Raw genomic sequence first — 22,698 nt, 5'->3', positions numbered from 1 at the left:
TCTATTGTTGAAAAATTGCAAGGATTAGCATTATATAGTAAATCTTTTGAACTACTTAAACGTTACAATTGTGACACCTGCATCACCTTCGCCAAACTCTCCAAGATGGAATTCTGCTACGTTTTTACACTTGCGAAGATACTGCTGCACACCTGCTCTAAGAGCTCCAGTTCCCTTTCCGTGAACAACACGTACAGATGTAAGATGGCTGATATATGCATCATCAAGATATTTTTCAAGCTTCGCTATACCTTCATCTACTGTACAACCAAGAAGATTGATTTCCGGTGAAATAGATGCTGCTTTGTTGAAACCACCGTAAGTCATATTCTTGACTCTAGTTCCCTTCTTTGGAACGAATTTATCTTCCTCTTCGATAAGTACCAAATCTTTGATATTTACTGTAGATTTCATAATACCCATCTGAACAGTAACATCTCCTTTGGCATTAGGCGCAGTGCATACGTTACCAGTTAGATTCATAGACAATACCTTTACCTTATCTCCCACATGAAGATTTGTTGGCACATTGTGATTCTCCTGAACCTCAACCTTTTCTTTTGCTTTGCTCTTTGATTTATTAATACCTTTACCAAGGGCTGCACGTTTTGCTTCCATTGCGGAAATGTTGCCGCCGCCCTTACCAAATTTATTAAAGTCACGAATAGTTTCGTCTGCAATATCCTTCGCTTCCTGAAGGATTGCTGCTGCATCCTCGTGAGCCTGACGAATAAGCTCTTCACGCTGTGATTTAATCTTTTCCTCTTTTGCTGTGGCATTAGCAAGCTTTGCTTCTGCTTCCTTTAAGTCTGCAGCTGCCTTTGCCGCATCTTCCTCCACCTGGTGACGCTTCTGTTCCAGGTCTACCATCAAATCTTCAAAGGATCTATCATCCTCTGAAAGACGGCTCTGGGCGTCGTCTATTAAATCCTGTGGAATTCCAAGCTTTGATGAAATTGCAAAAGCGTTGGATTTTCCCGGCACACCAATTATCAAATGATATGTAGGGCTTAGTGTTTCAAGTGAGAATTCACAAGATGCATTCTCTACTCCTTCTGTCGAAAGAGCATAAACCTTAAGCTCACTGTAGTGAGTAGTAGCCATAGTACGTACATCCAAGGTGTGTAATCTATCAAGAATAGACTGGGCTAAAGCTGCACCTTCCTTTGGATCTGTTCCGGCACAAAGCTCATCGATAAGAATTAAGAACTGAGGAACCTTTGCTTCCTGATTTGTTCCATATATTACCTTTGAATGATGCAAATCCTTTTGAGTCTTAGCAAGCATTTCTTCTGTCTCATGAGAATAGCTTCCACTGTTAATAGCTTCTAAAATGTGGACAATGTTTACCATATGAGATGAGAATGTTGATAAGGACTGTTCAATTGACTGCTCATCTCCAATATCTGCGTATACATCATCGAAAACAGCAATCTGGCTTCTATCCTTTGCTGGAATGTGAAGGCCAGCCTGGGCCATCAATGTAAGAAGACCACATGTCTTTAGCGAAACTGTCTTACCACCTGTATTTGGCCCTGTAACAAGCAAGAGATTGTAATCTTCACCAAGCTTGATATCTGTAGCTACAACCTTTTTAGGGTCCAATAATGGATGTCTTGCTCCTCTAAGATTAATTATTCCATCCTCGTTAAATTCTGGATTGCTAGCGTTAAGCTCGATTGCATAACGTCCCTTAGCAAGAATAAAATCGATTTCTGTAAGAAGCTCAAAGTTTCTGATGATACCTTCTGATGATTCTGCAATTCTATTTGAGATATTTGCAAGAATGCGGGCAATTTCATCCTGTTCACGAACCTGTAACTCTCTCAGCTCATTATTTAAATCAACAGCCTGCATTGGCTCAATAAAGAATGTGGAACCTGTAGATGACTGGTCGTGTACCATTCCTGGAACTCTTGATTTAAAATCTGAACGTACTGGCAAGCAGAATCTGCCGCCACGTACTGTGACAACTGGCTCCTGTAAATAGCCACGAGTAGTTGTATTGTTAAGAAGTGAATTCATAACTGACTTAATCTTGTCATTTGTTCTCTTCATTCCCATACGAATATCATACAAAGCTGTGCTGGCATCATCAGCAATTGTCTCTTCATCAATAATGCATCTTCTAATTTCATTTAAGATAGCCACCTCTGGTGAAAGACCGTTGAAATAGAATGTTAATGCATCTTCCTCTTCCATCTGCTTGCCATAGGTAGCAACTCTTTTTGTAACCTCAAGAACTGAAGCTACCGCAAGAATCTCCTCAATGGTAAGGCTTGAGCCAAGCTCTAATCTGGCAAGAGATGGTCGTAAATCTGTGGTGCCACTGGCGCTAACATCTGAGAACTTCACAAGACGATTAAAAGCGCATGCTGTCTCCTGCTGCATGATTTTGATTTCTTCTATATCGTTGATTGGCAATAGCTCAAGACAACGTTTCTTTCCTGCCTCACATGTAGCCAATTCAGAAAGTCTATTTATTATTTTGTCGTATTCAAGGGTCTTTAATACTTTTAAATTCATTTATTTACTCCTGATTATTAAGCTTCAAATAAGCCTTTCATATCCGTTAAACTATCCAGCCTTGCGTATAAAATCTTTTGCAGTTCTTCATCTGGCTCTGATAAATCTGGAATCATTATTACATTACATCCAGCTCTGTAGGCACTCATGCAACCGTTCGGAGAATCCTCTACTGCAAAAGTCTCTGCCGGGTCCACCTGCAGCTCTTTACATGCATAGGCGTAAATGTCTGGCGCTGGCTTTCCTTTCTCCACCATATCTGCGCAAATAATAGCGTTGAAATAATCAAACAATCCGATTTTTTTAAGATATCTATGGGCGCGCTCTTTATCATTTGCTGTCACAAGAGAAATAAAGATGTTATGCTCCTTAAGCCATGAAAGTGTTTCATGAACACCTGGCTTTAAAGGGATTCCTTCTTCTTTTAAAATATCCTCTACCAAGGCTTTGCGATAATCACGAATTGCCCAATAGTCTACATCTTCGCCATACCATTCCTTGAATTTTTCGAATACGAATGGCCTTCCTAAGGAGCGAAGCTCAAGTGGCTTCTCAGGTGACATCTCATATCCAAAATGCTTAAGTGCCTCTGGCCATGCCGACTGATAGTATTTTTCTGTATCTGTAAGGGTTCCATCTAAATCAAATAGAACTGCCTTTATTTTTTTCTCCATACAAGAATCCTTCATCCTATAATCTTAACAAAAAGACTTTAACACTGCCTACCTGCAAAAGCAAGAATTACAGGGTTTAAAGCACATTAAAAGAGAGTTGCTTTGATTGCCAAAGTAACTCTCTTTTATAGTTAATCTTATCTGTTTTTAATATCGATGTATGACTTTACTACTTCGATTAATTTGTCATAATCCATAACTCCTGTATCTAAACAGAAATCGTAGTTTCTAGCATCATTCCAATCATGACCTGTGTAGTAACGATAGTAATCTGCGCGATGTTTGTCGATGTCATGCATGCGCTTTATAAGCTCTTCGTCCGTTCCACTAACCTGCTTGTGAAGTCGTTCCAAACAATCGTCCTCGGATGCATAGAAGAAAAGCGATAATACATATGGTCTATCCTTTAAGATATAATCTGCGCATCTACCAACGAAAATGCAACTGCTTGTGTTAGCTATACGTTTGATAACATCCGCCGTCAGTTCGAAAAGATTGTCGTCAGAAGTAAATGCTGCATACTCAGGTGTCAATGGCATGCCTTTGTATTTGCCCTTTGCTGACATGAAAATCTTTCTAACATGCTCATCAACCTGTCCGAACATCTCCTCGTTAATACCACTTTGATCTGAAGCCATACGAAGAATTTCTCTGTCGTATACAGGAATCCCCAATTCCTTTCCCAGCTTCTTTGCCAGAGTCAAGCCTCCTGAGCCATAGCTTCTAGCGATTGTGATAACTAGTTTTTTGTCATCCATGTGATGTACCCCCTACTCACCTAAATAAGCTTTCTTTATGGAGTTGTCATTTAGAAGAGTTGTTGCATCACCAGAAAGTACTATATTGCCTGTTTCAAGGACATACGCCCTGTCCGCAATAGCAAGAGCTTTTTTAGCGTTCTGCTCTACTAAAAGTACTGTGGTGCCCGCCTTTGAGATAGATTCTATGATATTGAATATTTCTTCAACATAGATTGGCGAAAGTCCCATTGAAGGCTCGTCCATCAAAACTATACGTGGCTGGCTCATCAAGGCGCGTCCCATAGCAAGCATCTGCTGCTCACCACCTGATAGTGTTCCTGCCAGCTGATTTTGACGTTCCTTAAGCCTTGGGAAGCTCTCGTAAACTCGCTCAAATGCATCTGCAATCTCACTCTTGTTACTTCTAGTATATGCTCCCATTTTCAAGTTTTCAAGTACTGTTAATCCCGCAAAAACTCTACGTCCTTCAGGCACGTGAGCCATTCCCATAGACACTATTTTATGGCCTGGAACCTTGGTAATATCTGTACCTTCCAACAGTACTTTTCCTGATGTCGGAGTAAGCATTCCTGAAATTGTTTGTAGTGTTGTTGTCTTACCAGCGCCATTTGCTCCAATAAGGGCGATTACCTCTCCTTCATTTACTTCAAAGCTAATGCCCTTTAGTGCTTGAATCACACCGTAATTAACAACTAAATCTTCAACCTTTAACATATGTAAACCTCTAGATTTTATTCTTAATTATTCTCCTAAATATGCCTTAATAACTTCTGGATCGTTTAATACATGAGTTGTCTGCCCCTGTGAAAGCACACGACCAAAGTTTAAAACTGTAAGCTTTTCGCAGATTCCCGAAACAAGCTTCATATCATGCTCAATCAGGAGAATTGTAACGCCAAATTCTTTTCTAATCAGCGCGATTGTGTTCATCAAGTCCTTTGTCTCGTTTGGATTCATACCAGCTGCTGGCTCATCCAATAAAAGCAACTTTGGATTTGTAGCAAGGGCTCTGGCAATTTCAAGCTCTCTTTGCTTTCCATAAGGAAGATTTGATGCAAGTACATCAGCCTCCTTATCAAGCCCAAACACTGACAAAATTTCCAATGCCTTTTTATCCATTGCCTTTTCCACATTGAAATATTTAGGCAATCTGAAGATTCCAGTGGCTGTTCCGTAGTCAAAGGAATTGTGTAATCCGATTTTTACATTATCAAGTACTGATTGATCTCCAAAAAGACGGATGTTTTGGAATGTTCTAGCTATACCAGCTTTATTGATTTCTGCAGTTTTCTTTCCTGTAATATCTTTTCCATCAAGGAAGATTTTGCCGTCTGTTGGCTGGTAAATACCTGTAAGCATGTTAAAGACTGTAGTCTTACCAGCACCATTAGGACCAATCAAGCCGTACAACTCTCCCTGTTCGATTGTTAGATTAAACTCATCTACGGCTCTAAGTCCACCAAAGGAAATGCCAAGATTAGTAACTTCAAGTAAGCTCATTAGCGCACCTCCTTTGTCTTTTTAAACTTGCCTACAATTGCAGCTGTAGTAATACCGTGTTCCTCGCGCCACTTAAGAATTGCAGGAGCCCAATTAAATAACATAAGCACAATCAAAACAATTGAGTAAATAAGCATTCTGTATGTTGAAAGTCCTCTAAGCATTTCTGGCAACATTGTAAGAACAACTGCTGCAATTACAGAACCAGAGAAATTACCAATTCCACCAAGGACTACGTATACAAGAATCATGATAGACATGTTGTATCCAAAGTTGTTTGTTGTAGCTGTAAGGGAGTTGATATTATGAGCATATAAAACTCCACCTACACCTGCTATAGCAGCGGAAATAGTGAATGCTACAAGCTTGTATTTTGTAACTGGAAGACCTACTGTCTCTGCTGCAATCTGATTGTCACGAATAGCCTTTACTGCTCTACCAGTTCTTGAATTTACAAAGTTGTGTGTAACGATAAGTGCCACTATCAAAAGAATAACTGCAATAGTAAATGTTGATTGTCTAGGAGTACCTGTAATTCCCTGGGCACCATTTACTAGCATCTTGCCATCAAGCTCCATACCAAGAGACATTTGATCCTTGATTGAAAAATGAAGGCCATTTGAGTCAACACCTACGTACAAAACATTGATTACATTTTTGATAATCTCACCAAACGCAAGTGTAACGATTGCAAGATAATCGCCGCTCAATCTAAGTACTGGAATGGCAATCAAGAATCCAAATAATGCAGCCATTAAAGTTCCGATGATAAGTGCAAGAATAAAGCGTGGTACATCTGGGATGGAATCCTGGAATAACTTTGAGAAAAATGCAGATGTAAATGCGCCTACGCACATAAATCCTGCATGTCCCAATGACAATTCGCCCAAGTATCCAACACAAAGGTTAAGTCCAACGGCTACAAGTGAATATGCACATACTGGAACCAATAATCCGCTCATTAAAGAGCTTAGATTTCCAGTTCCATCCATTATTGACATTACAATGTAAAGAACAACTATTACCGCTACGGTTGTTATTAATTTTTGTGTAGATTTGTTTAGTTTCTTCATGCCTGTCACCTACACTTTCTCTTTGATTTGCTTGCCTAAAATACCAGTTGGCTTAACAAGCAATACAATGATTAATACCGCAAATACGATGGCATCTGCAAGCTGACTTGAAATATATGCTCTTGCTAAAATTTCGATTATACCAAGTAATAATCCACCAACAAGAGCTCCTGGAATTGAACCGATACCACCAAATACAGCAGCTGTAAATGCCTTGATACCTGGCATTGAGCCTGTGTATGGAGTAAGTGATGGATATGATGAACAAAGCAATGCACCTGCGATTGCTGCAAGTCCAGAACCAATTGCAAATGTAAGAGAAATAGTTGCATTTACGTTAATTCCCATCAGCACTGCTGCATCCTTGTCCTCTGATACGGCTCTCATTGCCTGACCTGGCTTTGTATTCTTTACAAACCACATCAATACAATCATGATAACCACACAAGTGATGATTGTAACAATGGCATTTCCTGTAATCTTTAAAGCTCCACCTGCAAGCGAAAGACCTTCCCAATTAATAACAGATGTAAAAGAAACTGGATTTGAGCCAAATATCATGAGCGCCATATTCTGCAAGAAGTAGCTGACACCGATAGCTGTAATCAAGACCGCTAGGTTTGTTGCCTTTCTAAGTGGTTTGTATGCTATCTTTTCTATTATCATTCCTAAGGCTGTGCAGCATACTATTGAAATAACAATAGAAACAACAGCAGGCATGCCGGAATTAGACATGCACATAAACACCACGTATGCACCAATCATGATTACATCTCCGTGGGCAAAATTCAGCATCTTTGCAATACCATATACCATGGTATAACCAAGTGCTATAAGGGCATAAACGCTACCAAGGCTTAACCCATTAACTAAATAAGTTAAAAAACCCATAATTACTACTCTCTTTCCCGTATAATTTAAACACGATGCGGCCTCCCCCGTGTTCCTGAGGAAGGTGCTCCGCATCGTCTTTGATGTGCAATATTTAGATGAGGTGGTAGTTCACATTCAATGTGTACATCATTTAGATGAGGATGTAGTACACAAGCTCTGATAATTCTTAAGCGAGAAATCTTCGAGCGAAGAATTCATCAGGCTTGTGGACGTAACATCCGGACTTTGTTTGTGAACGTAACCACCGGATGTGGATTACTGTACAGATACGTATCCACCATCCTGGATGATGACAGCCTTTGGTGATTTAGATACTTCACCAGCTGCATTCCATGTCATGCCTTCTCCTGTGAGTCCGTCATAGTTTACTTCCTGGATTGCTGCGATAAGTGCTTCGCAGATTTCCTCATTTGAAGCCTCTGGAGTAAGATTTGCTGACTCAAGAGCTTCCTTAAGGATGTAGATTCCATCGTAAGCATCTGCTGCGAACTGGTTTGGTGTTCCGCCGTACTGCTCTTCATACTTAGAAACGAATGACTGTGTTGCCTCATCATCTGCATCAGCTGCGAATGGTGTAAGAAGATATACACCTTCTGCAAGGCTTACATCGAAGTTTTCAACACCAAGCAATCCGTCAAATCCATCTACACCGAACATTGTTGGCTCGTAGCCCATCTTGTTAGCCTGTGTAAGTACGATTGAGCCTTCTGTATAGTAGAATGGAAGGAAAAGAAGATCTGCTTCTGCATCCTTACATTTCTGAAGCTGTGTTGTAAAATCTGTCTTTGAATCAGCTGTAAATGCTTCTGTTGCTACGATTTCAAGTCCTACATTTGCTGCCTCTGTAGCGAAGTTCTGGTAAACACCTGTTGAATATGGATCTGAGCTATCATAGATAATACCAATTTTGTTTCCAAGACCATTTTCTGCAATGTAATCTGCTGAAACAGTACCCTGGTTAGGATCTGAGAAACAAATCTGGAATGTATTGTCGTGTCCCTCAGTAACACTTGTAGATGATGCAGATGGTGTAACCTGGAAGATTCTGTCGTTGTATGTCTCTGCTGATACTGCTGCGCATGCACCTGATGTTACAGTACCTTCAAGAATCTGCATTCCCCAATCCTTTAATGTGTTGTAAGCATTAACTGCCTTCTGAGGATCTGCCTCATCATCCTGGAAATTAAATGCTACCTGATATCCGTTGATACCGCCTGCTGCATTAACTTCATCAACAGCAATCTGTATTGCATTCATAACGCCCTGTCCGTACTGAGCAGCTCCTCCTGTAGTTGGTCCAATACCACCAATCTTCCAAGTAAGCTCTCCTGATGTGTCAACATTCTCAGACGAACCTGTTGATGCACTATTGTCCCCACATCCTGCAAACATTGTTGCTACCATTGCACCGCAAAGAGCAAGGCTTAACATTCTTTTCTTCATACTAATCCCTCCTATGACATGAAATAGGCTTTCCCCAAAAAGCATATTCCACTTTCTCACTTCATCACTTTAAAGGCCAAAACCCCTCGTTGAAATTATATTAAACTTTGTAAATTAAATCGTCAATAAAAACTTTCACGCTTTAGTTCGATGATGTGACTTTCTGGTAGTAATTCTTCGTCCAACAAAAGTGGTCCAAACGCCGTTCTTTTCAGCTCTAGCACCTGTTTTCCAACTGCAAAAAACATTCTTTTTACTTGATGAAATTTTCCTTCATGAATTGTTATATAACATGTATTTCCACCTTCATATTTGATGGTAGAAGGTGCTGTTAAGTCTCCTTCACCAATATGAACTCCATTTTCAAGTGCATTTATATCCTCAGATGTAAGAGGGCCATCCAAAGTAACAAAATAAGTTTTATCTACATGTTTTTTTGGGGATAGTAATTCATGAGCCAAGGCTCCATCATTTGTGATAAGGAGCAAACCAGTAGTATCTTTATCTAATCTACCAACAGGAGCTAAGCCTTTTGGTGCATCAGGACATTCGCGGTAAAACAAATCCATTACTGTGGCTTCTTTTTTGTCCTCAGTGGCTGTAATCACTCCTTTTGGTTTATTCATCATATAGTAGTGGAACTGGGCATAAGCATAGTCTTTGCCACCATAAGAAATAGTTACACTATTTTCATCTACCTTTGTTTCAGGTTTATTTATTTTTTCTCCGTCAACTAAAATAAGGCCCTTCTTTAGAAGAGCCTTTACTTCAGACCTGGTTCCGATATTTAATTCAACCAGTAATTTATCTAATCGCATCAATATGAAATTACCTCATAGCCTGTTTCTGTTACAAGTACCTGATATTCCCACTGAGCAGAAGGCTTACCGTCTAAAGTAGAAACCTCCCAACCGTTGTTAGGATCAGTTTTAATCTTTTGTGTGCCCATGTTAATCATTGGCTCAATTGTAAACATGAATCCTGGAACTAATAGTAGTTCTGTGCCAGGAAGTGTGTTATATCCAACCCATGGATCCTCATGGAACTCCAAGCCTACACCATGGCCACCGATTTCACGTACAACCTGGTACCCATTTGCATGAGCATGCTCACAAATAGCAGCACCTACATCGCCAAGGAATCCCCATGGCTTAACCTGCGCCAAGCCTAAATCGCAGCATTCCTTTGTTACTTCAACCAGCTTCTTTGTCTCTGGATCTACATCGCCAATCATAAACATTCTTGACGAATCAGAAAAATAACCATCAAGAATTGTAGAACAGTCTACATTTACGATATCTCCACTTTTAAGAATAACATCCTTAGATGGATATCCATGGCAAACCTGATCATTTACAGATGTACATACACTATATGGGAAGCCCTCGTAGTTAAGTGGTGCTGGAATACCTCCCATTTTGATTGTTGTCTCATGTACAATTCTATCGATTTCAGATGTTGGCATACCTTCGCAAATAGCCTCTGCAACAGCATCAAGACATGCCATATTAATAACTGCAGATTCTTTAATCTTTGCAACCTGCTCAGGTGTTTTGAGCATATCGTGTCTTGGTACCTTGTGGCCCTTAACTGCAAAGCTTTCGATTTTTCTATCCATTGCCTCATGGCACTGCTTGTATTTACGGCCACTGCCACACCAGCAAGGGTCGTTTCTGTTTAATTTAACCATCTCTATTGCCTTTCTTCTTTTATTTCTTTTTCTTGTCCTCATCAGTTAATCCATTAATATAATTAAGCTTACCGTGGGATAATGTTATATCACCAAGTACCAGTCTATCCCAAAGTTTGTCGTTCGTTTTGACCTGGTGTTGTTCCATTATCTGCTTATAATAGTACCCATCATACTTGTAGGCAGCCTGACTAGGGCCAAGCTCCTCTGCCAAATAATTCTGATATTTTTCAGCTATGGCAGCAAGTCTGATTTGTTCGTTAATAGTTTCTTCTGAACATGGAAGCTTTTCCCACTGAATATCAAGCAGGTCTTCCCAGAAATCCGTGGTTCGGTATTCTAGCTCCTGCTCCTCTTCCTCTGTAAGGGTATCCATGCCTTCTGCCACTGCCATCTGATAAAAAAGATGATCGTGAACTGCCATCCCCAACACAACCTCTTTTGCCTCTAGCTGTATGAAAGTATCGTTTGTGTGGAGATTCCAGTAATCCTTGGTGTAATCAGGATTATAGATTCTGGCCTGCTCTTCTATCTTACCTTCTTCGTAGAGGATATAAAAAGCTAAATCCTGGAATGTGATTTCCTCTGAATCAACGGTAACCGCTGTATCCTCCAGGTGTTCCTGATAGTTCAGCTTTGCTCTGTTATTTCCCATAGTAAGAAGTGCGTAGGCCATTACAGCTACGCACAGAATTAACACTATAGGTTTTACGAGTTTATTGATTCTCATAGTACCCTTCGTATAGTAATTATTGAATGGCAATTAACTGATCGGTAATTAGTAATACCAGTAGCAGTACTTTGTGCTTCCACAATTGTACCTCCACCTTGGTATATTGCTACATGTCCTGGGTAGCAAACTATATCACCGGGTTGCATATAATTGTAACTAACTTCTTGACCCACACTCCTAAATGAACCAGAAGTCATTCGCGAACCATAAGTAATGCCAAAGTTGGCCAGTACCTGCTGGACAAAACCAGAGCAGTCACATCCACCGCCAAGGGAATTTCCTCCCCATACATATGGACATCCTACATACTGATTTGCAAAAGAAACAACACTGGATCCGCTAATGCCAGTAGCGTAACCAGGATTTAAATCTCCATTAACATTGTAGCTTGAACTTGCTGATGTGTTGGCGCCACCGGATGTGTTGCCATTTGCTGCCGCTGCAGCTGCTGCTCTTGCTGCTGCAAGTGCCGCTTCTCTTGCTGCAATTTCTTTTGCTTCCTTCAGTTCTTCATCCAAGTCATCCATCTCGCCCTGCTTTTCACTAATCATTGTTTCAAGGGCTGATTCCTGGGTTGCTAATTCTGATTTGGATGCTTCCAAACCTGCCTTTTCTTCGTCAAGAGCAGTTGCTAATTCCTCGATTTCAGCTTGTGTAGCTTCGAACTGCTCAAGCTTTTCTCTATCATAGTCATATACGCTGCTTGCGTACTCTAATCTATTTAAGAACTGGCTAATAGAACCAGACTCAAGTAACATCTCGAAAACACTAGGGTCCTCAGTCTCATACATATATTTGATTCTGAGCTTCATAGCTTCGTATTGCTCGTCCCTTGCATCCTGTGCTTCCTGCAAGGCTGCTGCTGTTTCTTCTATTTCTGCTTCTGTATCTGAAATGGCTGTTTCTATTTCTGTAATCTGGCTAACTAATTCGTATAAATCAGAATCCAATGTGTCGATTTCATCCTGTAAAGCATCCTGCTCCGCCTCGATTTCCGAAACAGAACGTACCGCTTTAGAAATAATTGAATCTGATGCAAGAAGACAGCCTATAAGGGCTACTCCCAAAACAGACTTAAATATTTTTTTGTATTTCATAAACACTATCTCCAAAAACCTGAGCCTAAGCCCAATATCTAGTGCAAATTCTCATAATCTCTCTACATTATGATACAAGTTACAAGCCCAGTTTTCAATAATTTTACACAACTATTCAGACATCCTTCACAAAAAAACAAAAAAGAACCGCCGGAATAATCCGACGGTCCTACCAAATCCATATTTAGTTGTAACTAGCAAACCAAGCTTAGCAAAGTTTCATGCGAATCTCTTTAGTAATAATATCTGTATAACTGAAAGAAAGTAACTGTGATGGGCTTGTTTCTGTGTCGTCAACTAAGATAGTGAATACACTAGGATAAGCCTCCTGTATAACACCCTGCTGGATGTCTACCTTATTACGTCCTCTGTCTAACTGAATTACAACTCTACTACCGCACTGCGATCTAACCGATTCACGTACTTTGTCAAAGTCCTCGCGTTCCACGATGTCCTCCCCCTTTTCTAGCATTTGAGTATTTAATGATATACTCTTATGTCGTTGGGGCTATTTTATCACTTTTTGTGAATTTTGTCAAAAAGTACGGCCATTATTTTGAATAATTATTATAAAAAACTCCTGAACCACTTACAATCATCACCATTTTAAGCCAAATTAAATTTAGATATAACTGATAGTTTATTAATACCATTCATTTTTTATGAGTAATTATTCATTTTCTCTTCATTGATAATTAATTATAGCTATTCTATAATATAAGCATTCGGAGAAAATATCTGAATAATACATCAAAATATGGAGGACTCTATGATTAGAACCATAATAACAGTAGCTTTCGTTGTTATATTCCTAATTTGTAGTATTCCAATCTGGCTAATTCTTCTTATCTTAGGTTTGTTCAATAAACCAGCCAAGGATAAAATCGCTTACAACATTGTAGCTTGGGCATTTGGCGTAGTTGCATTCTTAGCCGGAGTAAAATACGAAGTAAAAGGACTTGAGAATATTCCTAAGGACAAAGCAGTACTTTTCATTGGTAACCATCAAAGCTTTTTCGATGTAGTACTTGGTTATCACCTTTGCCCAGCAGTCACTGGTTTTCTTTCAAAGAAAACCTTTGAAAAGGTACCACTTTTAAATGTATGGATGCACATGAATTATTGTCTATTCCTTACACGAACAGATCCTAGACAGGATTTAAAGCTTATTATAAAAGCACAGGAATACATTAAATCTGGCATTTCAATGTTTGTTTTCCCTGAGGGTACTCGTTCAAAGACTGGCGAGATGGCTGAATTCCACGAAGCAAGCTTTAAAATTGCCACAAAAACTGGTTGTCCTATCGTACCAGTAGCTTTCACAAACACAAGAGAAGTTTTCGAGACACATCTTCCTCGCTTAAAGAAAACTCGCGTCATCGTTACCTTCTGCCCTGCGATTGACACTACAGTTCTTGAAGGCGACAACAAAAAGAAGCCAGGCGCATACGTAAGAGGCATTCTCGCAGATCAGTTAGAAAAAGACGCAAAATTAATCTAAATCAAAAGGCACCTCGTCTGAGGTGCCTTTAATATTTATGCTAATCTTTCTTTTAATGCTTCAACTACTTTTGTAAAGTTCATAAAGTGTGATGCCTTTACTAAAATGGTATCTCCACCGCGGATGATAGGAAGTAAATCCTCAAGCATAAGATCCACATCAGTATAATGATGAGCCATGCAAGAGCTATTCTTCTGAGATAATGATTTATTAATCTCTTCTGATAAATCTCCCACAGTGAATACATATCCAATATGATTATCCTCAAGAGCCTGTCCGATTTCGTAATGAAGCTGACGCTCATCCTGTCCAAGTTCTCCCATATCACCAAGGACTGCAATTGTTCTGCCTGTAGCCTTTCCAAGGACCTCAATAGAAGCCTTCATTGATACAGGGTTTGCATTGTAGCAATCATCGATAATGTTGATATCACGAATAGTAATGATGTTGTTTCTACCGGCAATTGTTTCTGCCTTTGATAACCCTTTTGCAATCTCCTGAATTGTAAGGCCAAGCTCTTTTCCAACAGCAGCTGCTGCAAGTCCATTCATAACATTATGGCTGCCTGGCAATGGGATTGTAACATCGATATGTTCATCCCCAACATTAAGAGTTGCATCAGTTCCTGTAAGACCATTTGGCTTTACATCTGTGGCATTGATTTGCTGACCGTTTAGGCCATAGAAAATCTTTCTAAGTCCTAGTGTATTGGCATTGATTAGCTTGTCATCATCACCATTAAGGATAACAAGACCATTCTTTGGCATGTGTTCAAATACCTCTGTCTTTGCCTGAAGAATACCGTCTCTAGACTTTAAAAACTCCAAATGACACTGGCCGATATTTGTCATAACAACAATATCTGGCTTTGCAATATCGCCAAGACGATGCATTTCTCCAAAATCAGATATTCCCATTTCAACAACTGCAACCTGATGATTGTCTCTAATTCTACAGATTGTAAGTGGAAGACCGATTTCGTTATTAAAATTGCCCTCAGTCTTTAAAACAGAAAATTTTGTTTCAAGAACTGATGTAATCATTTCTTTTGTACTAGTCTTTCCTACGCTACCAATAACACCAACTACTGGAATAGAAAGCTCCATTCTGTATGCTGTTGCAATTTGCTTAAGTGCAAGCTTTGTATCCTGAACCTGAATATATGGTCCGCTAGGATTATCAAGCTCTTTCTCAGATAATGTAGCTAACGCACCCTTTGAAAATGCATCCTCTATGAAATCATGCCCATCCACACGAGCGCCAACCATAGGAATGAAAAGGAAATCCTTTTCAACCTTACGATTATCATTTACAGCTCCTGCAATCTCCTGATTCTGTGCAGACTCACAGCCAGTTTTTAAAACTAATCTTCCGTTTGTAACTTCGGCAATCCTTGCCAATGTCATGTTCTTCATAAATATCACTCTTACTTCTATATCTTAGTATTTCTTTAAAGACACCTTAATCAAATGCTCACATAAATCTTCAAAATCCATGCCAATAACCTTTGCTTCCTGTGGAAGTAAGCTTGTTGGTGTCATTCCTGGAAGTGTGTTTGCCTCAAGACAATAGATGTTTTCATTTTCATCCATCATGAAATCCATGCGGGCATATGTAGTAAGCCCAAGTGCCTTGAATGCCATCTCGGCGTATTTTTTCATAGCCTGAGTAGCTTTCTCGCTAATGTCAGCTGGGCATGTCTCTACTGCAGAGCCAGCTGCATATTTATTCTTGTAATCGTAGAATCCCTGCTTTGGTGCAATTTCAATAACAGGAAGAGCCTTACCTTCCATAACACCATCAGAGAACTCACGGCCCTTAATGAACTGCTCGATTACAACTTCATCTTCCCATTCAAATGCTGCATCTAAAGCTGCATCTAAATCCTCTGCCTTTTCTACGATTGTAACACCAATAGATGATCCACCGCAGTTTGGCTTTACAATACAAGGGAATTTGTCAAACTTAAATCCTTTTCTGTTTGCTTTTTTTAGAGATGTGCCAACAGGTGTAGGCACACCTGCTCTGTTGAAGAATTCCTTTGTCATCTGCTTATCCATAGCTATGGCGCTTGAGATGTAGTCATTTCCTGTATATTTGATTCCATATAAATCAAAAGCAGCCTGAACCTTACCACTTTCGCCATCTCCGCCATGAAGTGCCATAAATACAATATCAGCCTTCTGGCAAATCTTTATAACATTTGGTCCGAAAAAGCTTGGGCTCTGATCAGCTCTGCTTTTAATGATAGCATCAATATCTGGAGCTTCTGATGGGATTGTTTCAACCTTAACCGAATTGTTAATGCTATCCTCGAAAATATCTGTAATATCACACTCTGCATCAGAATATCCCATAAAAACATCAAGTACTAATGCTCTATGTCCTCTGGCTCTAAGTGCCTCTGCTACCATTGAACCAGATTTAAAAGATACGTCACGCTCAGAGCTAAGTCCGCCTGCTAAAACTACTATATCCATAATATATCCTCTTTAAAAATGTTTTTTCCGAACCACATTATACGTTTTTTCTTTCAATATATAAAGTCACTTTTTTATTTATCTACTTTATTAGTCTGTTATGGTGTAATAGTTATTAAAATAATTTACCATAACTGCTGCCGCTTCAAAGAAATCATTTATTATTTTCTCCCCCTCCGTGTTTCCCATCTCTTTAAACAATTCTTGCTGCAGACACATAACCTGGAAGAACACTCTTCCGTCAATATTTTTAATGGCTTTTGAAAAGATATATCCAATGCACTTTTCAGCTTTCATATAATCATGCTTCGCTATAAGTAATTTCGCTAAACTTGCTGAAATAGAATTACATCTTTTTCTATAATAATCAGTGTTGTCATGAAAACCATTATTTAGTAATAACTCATACAGCTCCTGCGCTTTTTCAAGATACCCTGTCTCAAGTAAAGCATTTGCCTTCAGATAAATACCAAAATGCTCCAATTTAGTAAACTGATGGCCAGTTAGCAATTTAGATTTTTCCATTTCTTGATTCGTCGGGAATAATTTCTCTATTCTTTCAATAAATTCCTCCTTATCCATTCCGCTCTTCAACATGTAAACTAAATCACTAAGCAGCACGTATTTCTGATGCTCCTCATTTTCATGATCCATATATTTTTTAAACTTTTCAAGTTTCTTTTCAATGGTCTTTTTTCCCTTAGAATTTAAGGCTAAAATTAGTTCCTCCTTAACTTTTTGGAATTCCAAGTTCTCATCCATTGTCAATTCATGATAATCAACTCCATGCATCTCAAATTCGACGCAAATTTTGTCAAAGGTTTTCACGCTCGGACAAGTCTTACCTGTTTCAATTCCTGAAAGAGTGGAAGGTGCACATTTTAGTTTCCATGCCATGGTCTCCTGGCTCCAACCATTAGACTTTCTGTAACTGTGCATATTTCTTCCTAAATTCTTCAATACCATAAAAATAACCTCCTGATATATCTTTCTACCCAAAGCGGAGATTATATAATCAGGAGGTTAAAAATCCTTGAAAATTTTATTATAAAATTGCGAATTTAGAACTCTGGTTCAATCAAGCCATAAGCTCCATTTTTTCTCTTGTAAACCACGTTGATTTCATCTGTATCAGCGTTGCGGAACATAAAGAAATCATGTCCTAACATTTCCATTTCAAGGCATGCATCTTCGGCATACATTGGCTTCATATCAAATGTTTTCTTACGGATAATCTGGATTGTCTCCTCGTCCTGTTCCTTCTCCTCGATGAAATCCTGTGCAAATATTGTTCTAGAATCTGATTGTTTCCTATCTATAATTTTATTTCTGTGTTTCTTTAACTGAGCTTCTAATGTGTCTGTAACTGCTTCGATTGAAGCGTACATGTCTGAAGTAACTTCCTCTGCTCTAAGATAAGAGCCTTTCATTGGAATAGTAACTTCTATTTTCTGACGCCCTTTCTCTACGTCTAAAGTAACGATAGCTTCTGTGTCCTTATTGAAGTATTTGTCTAATTTCTTAAAACGCTCCTCCACTGCGTCCTTTAATCCCTGTGTTAACTCAATGTTCTTTCCAGTAATTGTTGTTTTCATGATGTCTACCACCTTTGCGACGTATTTGAAAAACTATAAAACAGATTAGTGACATTCACTAATTTTATATTTGCTAGGAAGTTTTTCATGTAAAAATTATACCAATAGTATTTCATTTTCTCAAGGCTTTTATCTGAAATCTTTCTTAAATAATTATTAATTGTGTATACAACAGTCCTTGGCGTATTGTGTTATACTAAGCACAGATATTACATTGGAAAGGCGTATATTTATGAAGAAAACTGCAATTATCACAGGTGCCAGCCGAGGAATCGGAAAAGCCATTGCTGTAGCCCTTGCTGCAGAAGGATATCATCTGGCATTGTTTTGTCATAACAATATAGAAATGCTGAATCAATTAGCTTCAGATTTAAAAAATGAATATAAAGTTGAGGTATACACTTATCAAGGTGATATTTCTGATAGTAGCTTTGTAATAGATTCTTGCAAGGATGCACTTGCCAAACTAGGTCAGGTAGATGTGCTTGTTAACAATGCAGGTATCGCTCACATAGGTTTATTAACTGATATGTCTGTGGACCAGTGGAACACAATGGTTAACACAAATCTTTCGCCACTGTTTTACACAGCAAAAGCTGTGGTACCTTCAATGGTTAATAAAAAGGCTGGAAATATTATCAACATCAGCTCCATGTGGGGCACTGTTGGAGCCAGCTGCGAAGTTGCTTATTCTGCTACAAAGGGTGGAGTCAATTCCTTTACAAAGGCTTTAGCCAAGGAGCTAGCACCAAACAATATCGCCGTTAACGCTATCACTTGCGGTGTAGTTGATACAGATATGAATGGAATGCTATCGGCCGATGAAAAAGCCGAGCTTGCAGAAGAAATACCTATCGGTCGTTTCTGCCAACCCGAAGAAATCGCTGAAACAGTTCTTGGCATAATAAAAGCCCCATCATACATGACAGGGCAAATTATTGGTGTGGATGGCGGCTATATTTAATTATTCCGCCATCAATACTTTCCATTATTCTACACCTACTTATCCAGTATTGCTTTTATATAATCCTTAAACTTCCTTTCTTCCTCCTCAGGAAAACATATCGTTGCCCCTATTCCTGTAAGCCAGCCGTACAATTGAGGCGAAACCGCAACTGATATACGAGCTCTAACCAAATCTTCTCCTTCTGCTCGAATATCAATATCCGCCCCAAATTTATCCAGCACAACACCAATCAATCTTTTATCAAATCTGATGGTTACCACTCTTTCATCGCCTGCAAACATACTGATGTGTTGCTTTGCGTATTCGTGAGGATTAAGAGCACCGCGCTGTTTATCACCGCTTCTTTCCTCTTCGAGCATCTCGGCAGATATTATTTTATCTACGCGATAGTGCCTTATCTGCTGGCTATCATCATCGTATGCCACAAGATAATAGTTCTCATCATTTCTAAGAAGAAATGCGGGACTTACAACATAAATTTTGCCACCATGCCTAGGCTTCATCTCCTTTGTGAGAGTCCAGTCCTGATATTTAAAAGACATTTTTTTATTGTTATCAAGGCACTGGTAAATCACATCAATGGAATAGAAAATCTTTTCATTTCCCGTGGACCTTTTCTCTGGCACAACAACCTGACGAGTCAACTGAGCAGCTTCATCCATACTGGCCAGCGTGGTTATCTTTTCCACAAGTTCCTTTGTTTTCTTTTGAGATATGAACTTTGATGCACCTACCGCATCCACAAGTAGTTTGAGTTCCGCAAGCTCAAATACTCGTGAGCCTATGTAATAGCCTTTGTCCCCTTTTACCACATCAACACCGGCTTCCATAAGCGTAGCCATATCTTTATAGACAGTTTTTCTCTCTGCAGGGATTCCTCGTGCTTCGAGACGCCTTGTCATTTCAATAGCATTGATTTGGTGATGTTCATCACTTTCATTCATGAGGATTTGGTATTCATTTATGATTTTATACTTCTGTCCTCCAACGTGTGGCATAACGTCTCCTTAACTATTTTTTATTAAAGTATTATGATATATTATATATTTGATTATAAAAGATTTATAGAATGTTTCAAAGGAATTATATGAGTAGAACAGATTTTTATAAAAAATGCAGATTAGATTATCCTACCTTTACTTATCAGGGATATTCGTACGATTTAAATGACGAAGGCATTAGCATGACCTTTGATTTTTCAATTGATGGATTATCAGAGTTTCATCCAACCTGGTTCATACCTCGCATCAACGCTGTAGATTCTATTGACGAATCACTTATTGATGATATGGTATTTTCACTTGGTATGGTAGAGCTTATTAGCTATTGGAAAATAGCTTGCCCTCCTACCGTTATTATTAAAGATAGAAAGCTTACAGACCAGCAGATTAGCTGGTGGAAGAAGCTCTATTTTAATGGGCTTGGTGAATTCTACTACACAAACGGAATCGAAGAAGACTTCGACGCCTTCATGACAGTTAAATGCGAAAGCGACAAGACTACTCGCCAGTTTACCCCAGTAGATATACCTACAGCTTCTACTAATAAAAAGCCAAAGGTTCTTATACCTGTAGGTGGCGGCAAGGATAGCGTTGTTTCTATTGAATTGCTTAAAGAAAAAGCTGATATCAATTGCTATGTAATCAATTCAAGAGGTGCAACAGATGCTACTGTTGAAGTTGCAAATCTCACAGATAAAACAATCTACGCAAAACGTACATTAGATAAAAACATGCTAGATTTAAACAAGCAGGGATTCTTAAACGGTCACACACCATTTTCTGCCTTAGTTGCTTTTTCAAGCATCATCGCAGGATATCTTAACGGATTAAGCTTTGTAGCTCTTTCAAATGAAGGTAGCGCAAACGAATCCACAGTACTTAACAGCTATGTAAACCATCAGTATTCAAAGAGCTTTGAATTTGAAGCTGATTTCAGAAGCTACGAAAGAAATTACATCGGTTCTGGTGTATTTTATTTCAGCTTCCTTCGTCCACTTTCAGAGCTTCAGATTGCCATGCTGTTTTCTCGTTTCAAAAAATACCATGGCATTTTCAAGAGCTGTAATGTAGGAAGTAAGCAGGATATCTGGTGCGGACATTGCCCTAAGTGCTTATTTGTTTATATCATCCTTTCTCCTTATCTTTCAGTTGAGGAATTGGATGCAATATTTGGAAAGCGCTTATTTGAGGATGAAACCTTAATGGAAGATTTCGATAAGCTATGCGGCATTCTTCCAGAAAAGCCATTTGAATGCGTTGGAAGTCGCGACGAGGTAAATGCATCTGTTACTGAAGCAATCAGCAAATACGCTGCTCGTCAAATGCCTCTTCCTGTACTACTTAAGCACTATCAGGATGAAGCTGTTGTTCCAGCTATTCCATTTGCAAAATATATAAAGCAATATTCAACAGAACATGCTTTAAATGAATACTTTGAAAATATAATCAAGGACGCTCTTAACAATGAAAGAAACAATTAGAAATTTAATTAAAGACAAAAAAGTTTTAATTCTAGGATATGGACGAGAAGGACAATCAAGCTTTCGTATGATTAGCTCTGTAGGCGGGTACCAGGTGCTTGATATTGCCGATGCAAATGCTGTTAGTTCCGATTTAACATCAAGCCACAAGGTTATCACCGGCGCCAACTATCTTGACTGCCTAGATGAATATGATGTTGTTTTCAAAAGCCCAGGAATTGTTCTTCCTAAGGATATTAAAGAATACAGCTGCCATATCACCTGTCAGGCAGACCTATTTTTGCAGGTTTATGGTGCTCAGACAATAGGAATTACAGGAACTAAGGGAAAATCCACAACATCTTCACTTTTATATCATATACTGAAGGAGTGTGGTAAGGATGTTCTCTTCGGAGGAAATATCGGATTACCAATTTTCGATATCACTGATCAGATTCATCCTCGTACAATTATTGTATTTGAGCTTTCTTGCCACCAGCTTGAATATGCTCATTATTCACCATCAAAAGCAATCCTCTTAAATCTTTATGAGGATCACCTGGATCACTATGGTACAGTTGAAAAATACTGGAATGCCAAGAAAAACATATACAGAAATCAAGGTTACTGCGATTTCCTTTTCTGCAATCCAGAGTTTTTGCCAGCTCCAGGAGAATGCAAAGCTACTGTTATCAAGGTTAAATCCGCTGATTTACCTTTCAACTCATTTGATGAGATTGAAGGCGTAACACTTCGCGGTACACACAATCTTTTCAACACAGCATTTGTTTACGATATCTGCAGAAGATACGATATCACTGACGATGAATTCAAGCAGGCATTAACTACTTTTAAAACTTTGGCTCATCGTTTACAGTTCCTCGGCTCCTTAGATGGAGTTGATTACTATGATGATTCAATCTCTACAACTGTAGAATCTGCCATTAGTGCAATTAAAGCCATTCCAAATGCCGGCACAATCCTTCTTGGCGGAATGGACAGAGGTATCGACTACGATCCTTTGGTTGCATTTTTACAAACACGTAGCTTAGAGCATATTATTTTAATGTATGATAGCGGAAAAGTTATTTTAGAAAAGCTTAAGGCCGCTACTAACGATGAGTTCATGACTCATGTACACTACATAGAAGAACTTGCAGATGCTTGTACCTATGTAAAAGAAAACGCATCTAAGGGTACTGCTGTTATTCTTTCACCAGCTTCAGCAAGCTATGGTCACTTCAAGAATTTTGAGCAGAGAGGCGATTTCTTTAAAGAACATATTGGACTATGAGGATAAAGT

The 22,698-nt window shown here is 39.0% G+C and carries 22 protein-coding genes; 4 read left to right on the top strand and 18 right to left on the bottom strand.

The features are described from left to right. Positions 1 to 51: 51 nt before the first annotated feature. From BO15_RS12860 to BO15_RS0105150, 13 genes are all read right to left on the bottom strand, one after another. Positions 52 to 2,526 carry an endonuclease MutS2 gene (locus BO15_RS12860; RefSeq protein WP_036978861.1) on the bottom strand — a complete coding sequence of 825 codons (2,475 nt, stop codon included), beginning with the start codon at positions 2,524 to 2,526 and terminating at the stop codon, positions 52 to 54. 17 nt (positions 2,527 to 2,543) lie between these two features. Beyond that, positions 2,544 to 3,200: an HAD family hydrolase gene (locus tag BO15_RS0105205; RefSeq protein WP_033152997.1), complete on the bottom strand. Its 657-nt coding sequence runs from the start codon at positions 3,198 to 3,200 to the stop codon at positions 2,544 to 2,546. A gap of 137 nt (positions 3,201 to 3,337) precedes the next feature. Next, the gene (locus BO15_RS0105200) at positions 3,338 to 3,958 is read right to left on the bottom strand and encodes an AAA family ATPase (RefSeq protein WP_033152996.1); all 621 of its coding nucleotides are present in this window, start codon (positions 3,956 to 3,958) and stop codon (positions 3,338 to 3,340) included. Positions 3,959 to 3,970: 12 nt separating this feature from the next. Further along, a complete protein-coding gene (locus tag BO15_RS0105195; RefSeq protein ID WP_033152994.1) occupies positions 3,971 to 4,675 on the bottom strand; it encodes an ABC transporter ATP-binding protein in 705 nt (234 codons plus the stop codon). Positions 4,676 to 4,702: 27 nt separating this feature from the next. Continuing rightward, entirely contained in the window at positions 4,703 to 5,461 is a 759-nt protein-coding gene (locus tag BO15_RS0105190) for an ABC transporter ATP-binding protein (protein WP_033152992.1), read from the bottom strand. Further along, complete coding sequence (locus tag BO15_RS0105185) at positions 5,461 to 6,534, bottom strand: branched-chain amino acid ABC transporter permease (RefSeq protein WP_033154707.1); 1,074 nt, start codon at positions 6,532 to 6,534, stop codon at positions 5,461 to 5,463. The genes BO15_RS0105190 and BO15_RS0105185 overlap by 1 nt, the downstream gene beginning before the upstream one ends. A 9-nt stretch (positions 6,535 to 6,543) precedes the next feature. Next, positions 6,544 to 7,425 carry a branched-chain amino acid ABC transporter permease gene (locus BO15_RS0105180; protein ID WP_033152990.1) on the bottom strand — a complete coding sequence of 294 codons (882 nt, stop codon included), beginning with the start codon at positions 7,423 to 7,425 and terminating at the stop codon, positions 6,544 to 6,546. A gap of 258 nt (positions 7,426 to 7,683) precedes the next feature. Then, positions 7,684 to 8,871 (bottom strand): ABC transporter substrate-binding protein, encoded by a 1,188-nt coding sequence (locus BO15_RS0105175; RefSeq protein ID WP_033152988.1) that lies wholly within the window; start codon positions 8,869 to 8,871, stop codon positions 7,684 to 7,686. Between the two features lie 122 nt (positions 8,872 to 8,993). After that, complete coding sequence (locus tag BO15_RS0105170; protein ID WP_052169779.1) at positions 8,994 to 9,689, bottom strand: pseudouridine synthase; 696 nt, start codon at positions 9,687 to 9,689, stop codon at positions 8,994 to 8,996. After that, complete coding sequence (locus BO15_RS0105165; protein WP_033154706.1) at positions 9,689 to 10,561, bottom strand: methionyl aminopeptidase; 873 nt, start codon at positions 10,559 to 10,561, stop codon at positions 9,689 to 9,691. The genes BO15_RS0105170 and BO15_RS0105165 overlap by 1 nt, the downstream gene beginning before the upstream one ends. 19 nt (positions 10,562 to 10,580) lie before the next feature. Continuing rightward, on the bottom strand, positions 10,581 to 11,291 hold the full coding sequence (locus tag BO15_RS0105160; protein WP_052169778.1) for a hypothetical protein: 711 nt from the start codon (positions 11,289 to 11,291) through the stop codon (positions 10,581 to 10,583). Then, positions 11,288 to 12,391, bottom strand: coding sequence for a coiled-coil domain-containing protein (locus tag BO15_RS0105155; protein WP_052169777.1), 1,104 nt, complete (start codon positions 12,389 to 12,391; stop codon positions 11,288 to 11,290). The genes BO15_RS0105160 and BO15_RS0105155 overlap by 4 nt, the downstream gene beginning before the upstream one ends. A 208-nt stretch (positions 12,392 to 12,599) precedes the next feature. After that, positions 12,600 to 12,863 (bottom strand): Veg family protein, encoded by a 264-nt coding sequence (locus BO15_RS0105150; protein ID WP_242843752.1) that lies wholly within the window; start codon positions 12,861 to 12,863, stop codon positions 12,600 to 12,602. A gap of 297 nt (positions 12,864 to 13,160) precedes the next feature. On the opposite strand from BO15_RS0105150, the gene BO15_RS0105145 reads away from it, so the two are divergent. Continuing rightward, positions 13,161 to 13,892 carry a lysophospholipid acyltransferase family protein gene (locus tag BO15_RS0105145; protein WP_033152983.1) on the top strand — a complete coding sequence of 244 codons (732 nt, stop codon included), beginning with the start codon at positions 13,161 to 13,163 and terminating at the stop codon, positions 13,890 to 13,892. A gap of 35 nt (positions 13,893 to 13,927) precedes the next feature. On the opposite strand, the gene BO15_RS0105140 is transcribed toward BO15_RS0105145, so the two are convergent. The 4 genes from BO15_RS0105140 to hpf all read right to left on the bottom strand — a co-directional run bounded on the left by BO15_RS0105140 (position 13,928) and on the right by hpf (position 17,967). Beyond that, positions 13,928 to 15,307, bottom strand: a complete 1,380-nt coding sequence (locus tag BO15_RS0105140; RefSeq protein ID WP_033152981.1) for a UDP-N-acetylmuramoyl-tripeptide--D-alanyl-D-alanine ligase — start codon at positions 15,305 to 15,307, stop codon at positions 13,928 to 13,930. A 24-nt stretch (positions 15,308 to 15,331) separates the two neighbouring features. Further along, positions 15,332 to 16,372, bottom strand: a complete 1,041-nt coding sequence (locus tag BO15_RS0105135) for a D-alanine--D-alanine ligase family protein (protein ID WP_033152979.1) — start codon at positions 16,370 to 16,372, stop codon at positions 15,332 to 15,334. A 90-nt stretch (positions 16,373 to 16,462) separates the two neighbouring features. Further along, positions 16,463 to 17,338 (bottom strand): helix-turn-helix domain-containing protein, encoded by an 876-nt coding sequence (locus BO15_RS0105130; protein WP_033152977.1) that lies wholly within the window; start codon positions 17,336 to 17,338, stop codon positions 16,463 to 16,465. Positions 17,339 to 17,433: 95 nt separating this feature from the next. Then, positions 17,434 to 17,967 (bottom strand): ribosome hibernation-promoting factor, HPF/YfiA family, encoded by a 534-nt coding sequence (hpf, locus tag BO15_RS0105125; RefSeq protein ID WP_033152975.1) that lies wholly within the window; start codon positions 17,965 to 17,967, stop codon positions 17,434 to 17,436. Between the two features lie 232 nt (positions 17,968 to 18,199). Here hpf and ymfI point away from each other — a divergent pair, with 232 nt between their 5' ends. After that, positions 18,200 to 18,931 (top strand): elongation factor P 5-aminopentanone reductase, encoded by a 732-nt coding sequence (ymfI, locus tag BO15_RS0105120; RefSeq protein WP_052169776.1) that lies wholly within the window; start codon positions 18,200 to 18,202, stop codon positions 18,929 to 18,931. A 35-nt stretch (positions 18,932 to 18,966) separates the two neighbouring features. Here ymfI and BO15_RS0105115 read toward each other — a convergent pair whose 3' ends face one another. Further along, positions 18,967 to 19,932 (bottom strand): helix-turn-helix transcriptional regulator, encoded by a 966-nt coding sequence (locus tag BO15_RS0105115; protein WP_033152974.1) that lies wholly within the window; start codon positions 19,930 to 19,932, stop codon positions 18,967 to 18,969. 89 nt (positions 19,933 to 20,021) lie between these two features. On the opposite strand from BO15_RS0105115, the gene BO15_RS0105110 reads away from it, so the two are divergent. Together BO15_RS0105110 and murD are read left to right on the top strand one after the other, a co-directional pair. Further along, the gene (locus BO15_RS0105110; protein WP_033152972.1) at positions 20,022 to 21,416 is read left to right on the top strand and encodes a hypothetical protein; all 1,395 of its coding nucleotides are present in this window, start codon (positions 20,022 to 20,024) and stop codon (positions 21,414 to 21,416) included. Then, positions 21,400 to 22,689 (top strand): UDP-N-acetylmuramoyl-L-alanine--D-glutamate ligase, encoded by a 1,290-nt coding sequence (gene murD / locus BO15_RS0105105; RefSeq protein WP_033152970.1) that lies wholly within the window; start codon positions 21,400 to 21,402, stop codon positions 22,687 to 22,689. The genes BO15_RS0105110 and murD overlap by 17 nt, the downstream gene beginning before the upstream one ends. The last annotated feature ends 9 nt before the right edge of the window (positions 22,690 to 22,698 follow it).

This window comes from Pseudobutyrivibrio ruminis HUN009, from assembly GCF_000703005.1.
GTDB lineage: Bacteria > Bacillota > Clostridia > Lachnospirales > Lachnospiraceae > Pseudobutyrivibrio > Pseudobutyrivibrio ruminis_A.
Note: the sequence above shows the minus strand (reverse complement) of the source record. Positions and strands in the feature narration are given on the sequence as shown.

Bases quoted from the DNA above. Each gene is read 5' to 3' on its own strand.
- BO15_RS0105130 (WP_033152977.1), bottom strand. From the start codon at position 17,338: ATGGTATTGAAGAATTTAGGAAGAAATATGCACAGTTACAGAAAGTCT.
- BO15_RS0105160 (WP_052169778.1), bottom strand. From the start codon at position 11,291: ATGAGAATCAATAAACTCGTAAAACCTATAGTGTTAATTCTGTGCGTA.
- BO15_RS0105205 (WP_033152997.1), bottom strand. From the start codon at position 3,200: ATGGAGAAAAAAATAAAGGCAGTTCTATTTGATTTAGATGGAACCCTT.
- BO15_RS0105190 (WP_033152992.1), bottom strand. From the start codon at position 5,461: ATGAGCTTACTTGAAGTTACTAATCTTGGCATTTCCTTTGGTGGACTT.
- BO15_RS0105135 (WP_033152979.1), bottom strand. From the start codon at position 16,372: ATGGATATAGTAGTTTTAGCAGGCGGACTTAGCTCTGAGCGTGACGTA.
- BO15_RS12860 (WP_036978861.1), bottom strand. From the start codon at position 2,526: ATGAATTTAAAAGTATTAAAGACCCTTGAATACGACAAAATAATAAAT.
- BO15_RS0105200 (WP_033152996.1), bottom strand. From the start codon at position 3,958: ATGGATGACAAAAAACTAGTTATCACAATCGCTAGAAGCTATGGCTCA.
- BO15_RS0105115 (WP_033152974.1), bottom strand. From the start codon at position 19,932: ATGCCACACGTTGGAGGACAGAAGTATAAAATCATAAATGAATACCAA.
- hpf (WP_033152975.1), bottom strand. From the start codon at position 17,967: ATGAAAACAACAATTACTGGAAAGAACATTGAGTTAACACAGGGATTA.
- BO15_RS0105165 (WP_033154706.1), bottom strand. From the start codon at position 10,561: ATGGTTAAATTAAACAGAAACGACCCTTGCTGGTGTGGCAGTGGCCGT.
- BO15_RS0105155 (WP_052169777.1), bottom strand. From the start codon at position 12,391: ATGAAATACAAAAAAATATTTAAGTCTGTTTTGGGAGTAGCCCTTATA.
- BO15_RS0105145 (WP_033152983.1), top strand. From the start codon at position 13,161: ATGATTAGAACCATAATAACAGTAGCTTTCGTTGTTATATTCCTAATT.
- BO15_RS0105170 (WP_052169779.1), bottom strand. From the start codon at position 9,689: ATGCGATTAGATAAATTACTGGTTGAATTAAATATCGGAACCAGGTCT.
- BO15_RS0105195 (WP_033152994.1), bottom strand. From the start codon at position 4,675: ATGTTAAAGGTTGAAGATTTAGTTGTTAATTACGGTGTGATTCAAGCA.
- murD (WP_033152970.1), top strand. From the start codon at position 21,400: ATGAAAGAAACAATTAGAAATTTAATTAAAGACAAAAAAGTTTTAATT.
- BO15_RS0105140 (WP_033152981.1), bottom strand. From the start codon at position 15,307: ATGAAGAACATGACATTGGCAAGGATTGCCGAAGTTACAAACGGAAGA.
- BO15_RS0105185 (WP_033154707.1), bottom strand. From the start codon at position 6,534: ATGAAGAAACTAAACAAATCTACACAAAAATTAATAACAACCGTAGCG.
- BO15_RS0105180 (WP_033152990.1), bottom strand. From the start codon at position 7,425: ATGGGTTTTTTAACTTATTTAGTTAATGGGTTAAGCCTTGGTAGCGTT.
- BO15_RS0105175 (WP_033152988.1), bottom strand. From the start codon at position 8,871: ATGAAGAAAAGAATGTTAAGCCTTGCTCTTTGCGGTGCAATGGTAGCA.
- BO15_RS0105110 (WP_033152972.1), top strand. From the start codon at position 20,022: ATGAGTAGAACAGATTTTTATAAAAAATGCAGATTAGATTATCCTACC.
- BO15_RS0105150 (WP_242843752.1), bottom strand. From the start codon at position 12,863: ATGCTAGAAAAGGGGGAGGACATCGTGGAACGCGAGGACTTTGACAAA.
- ymfI (WP_052169776.1), top strand. From the start codon at position 18,200: ATGAAGAAAACTGCAATTATCACAGGTGCCAGCCGAGGAATCGGAAAA.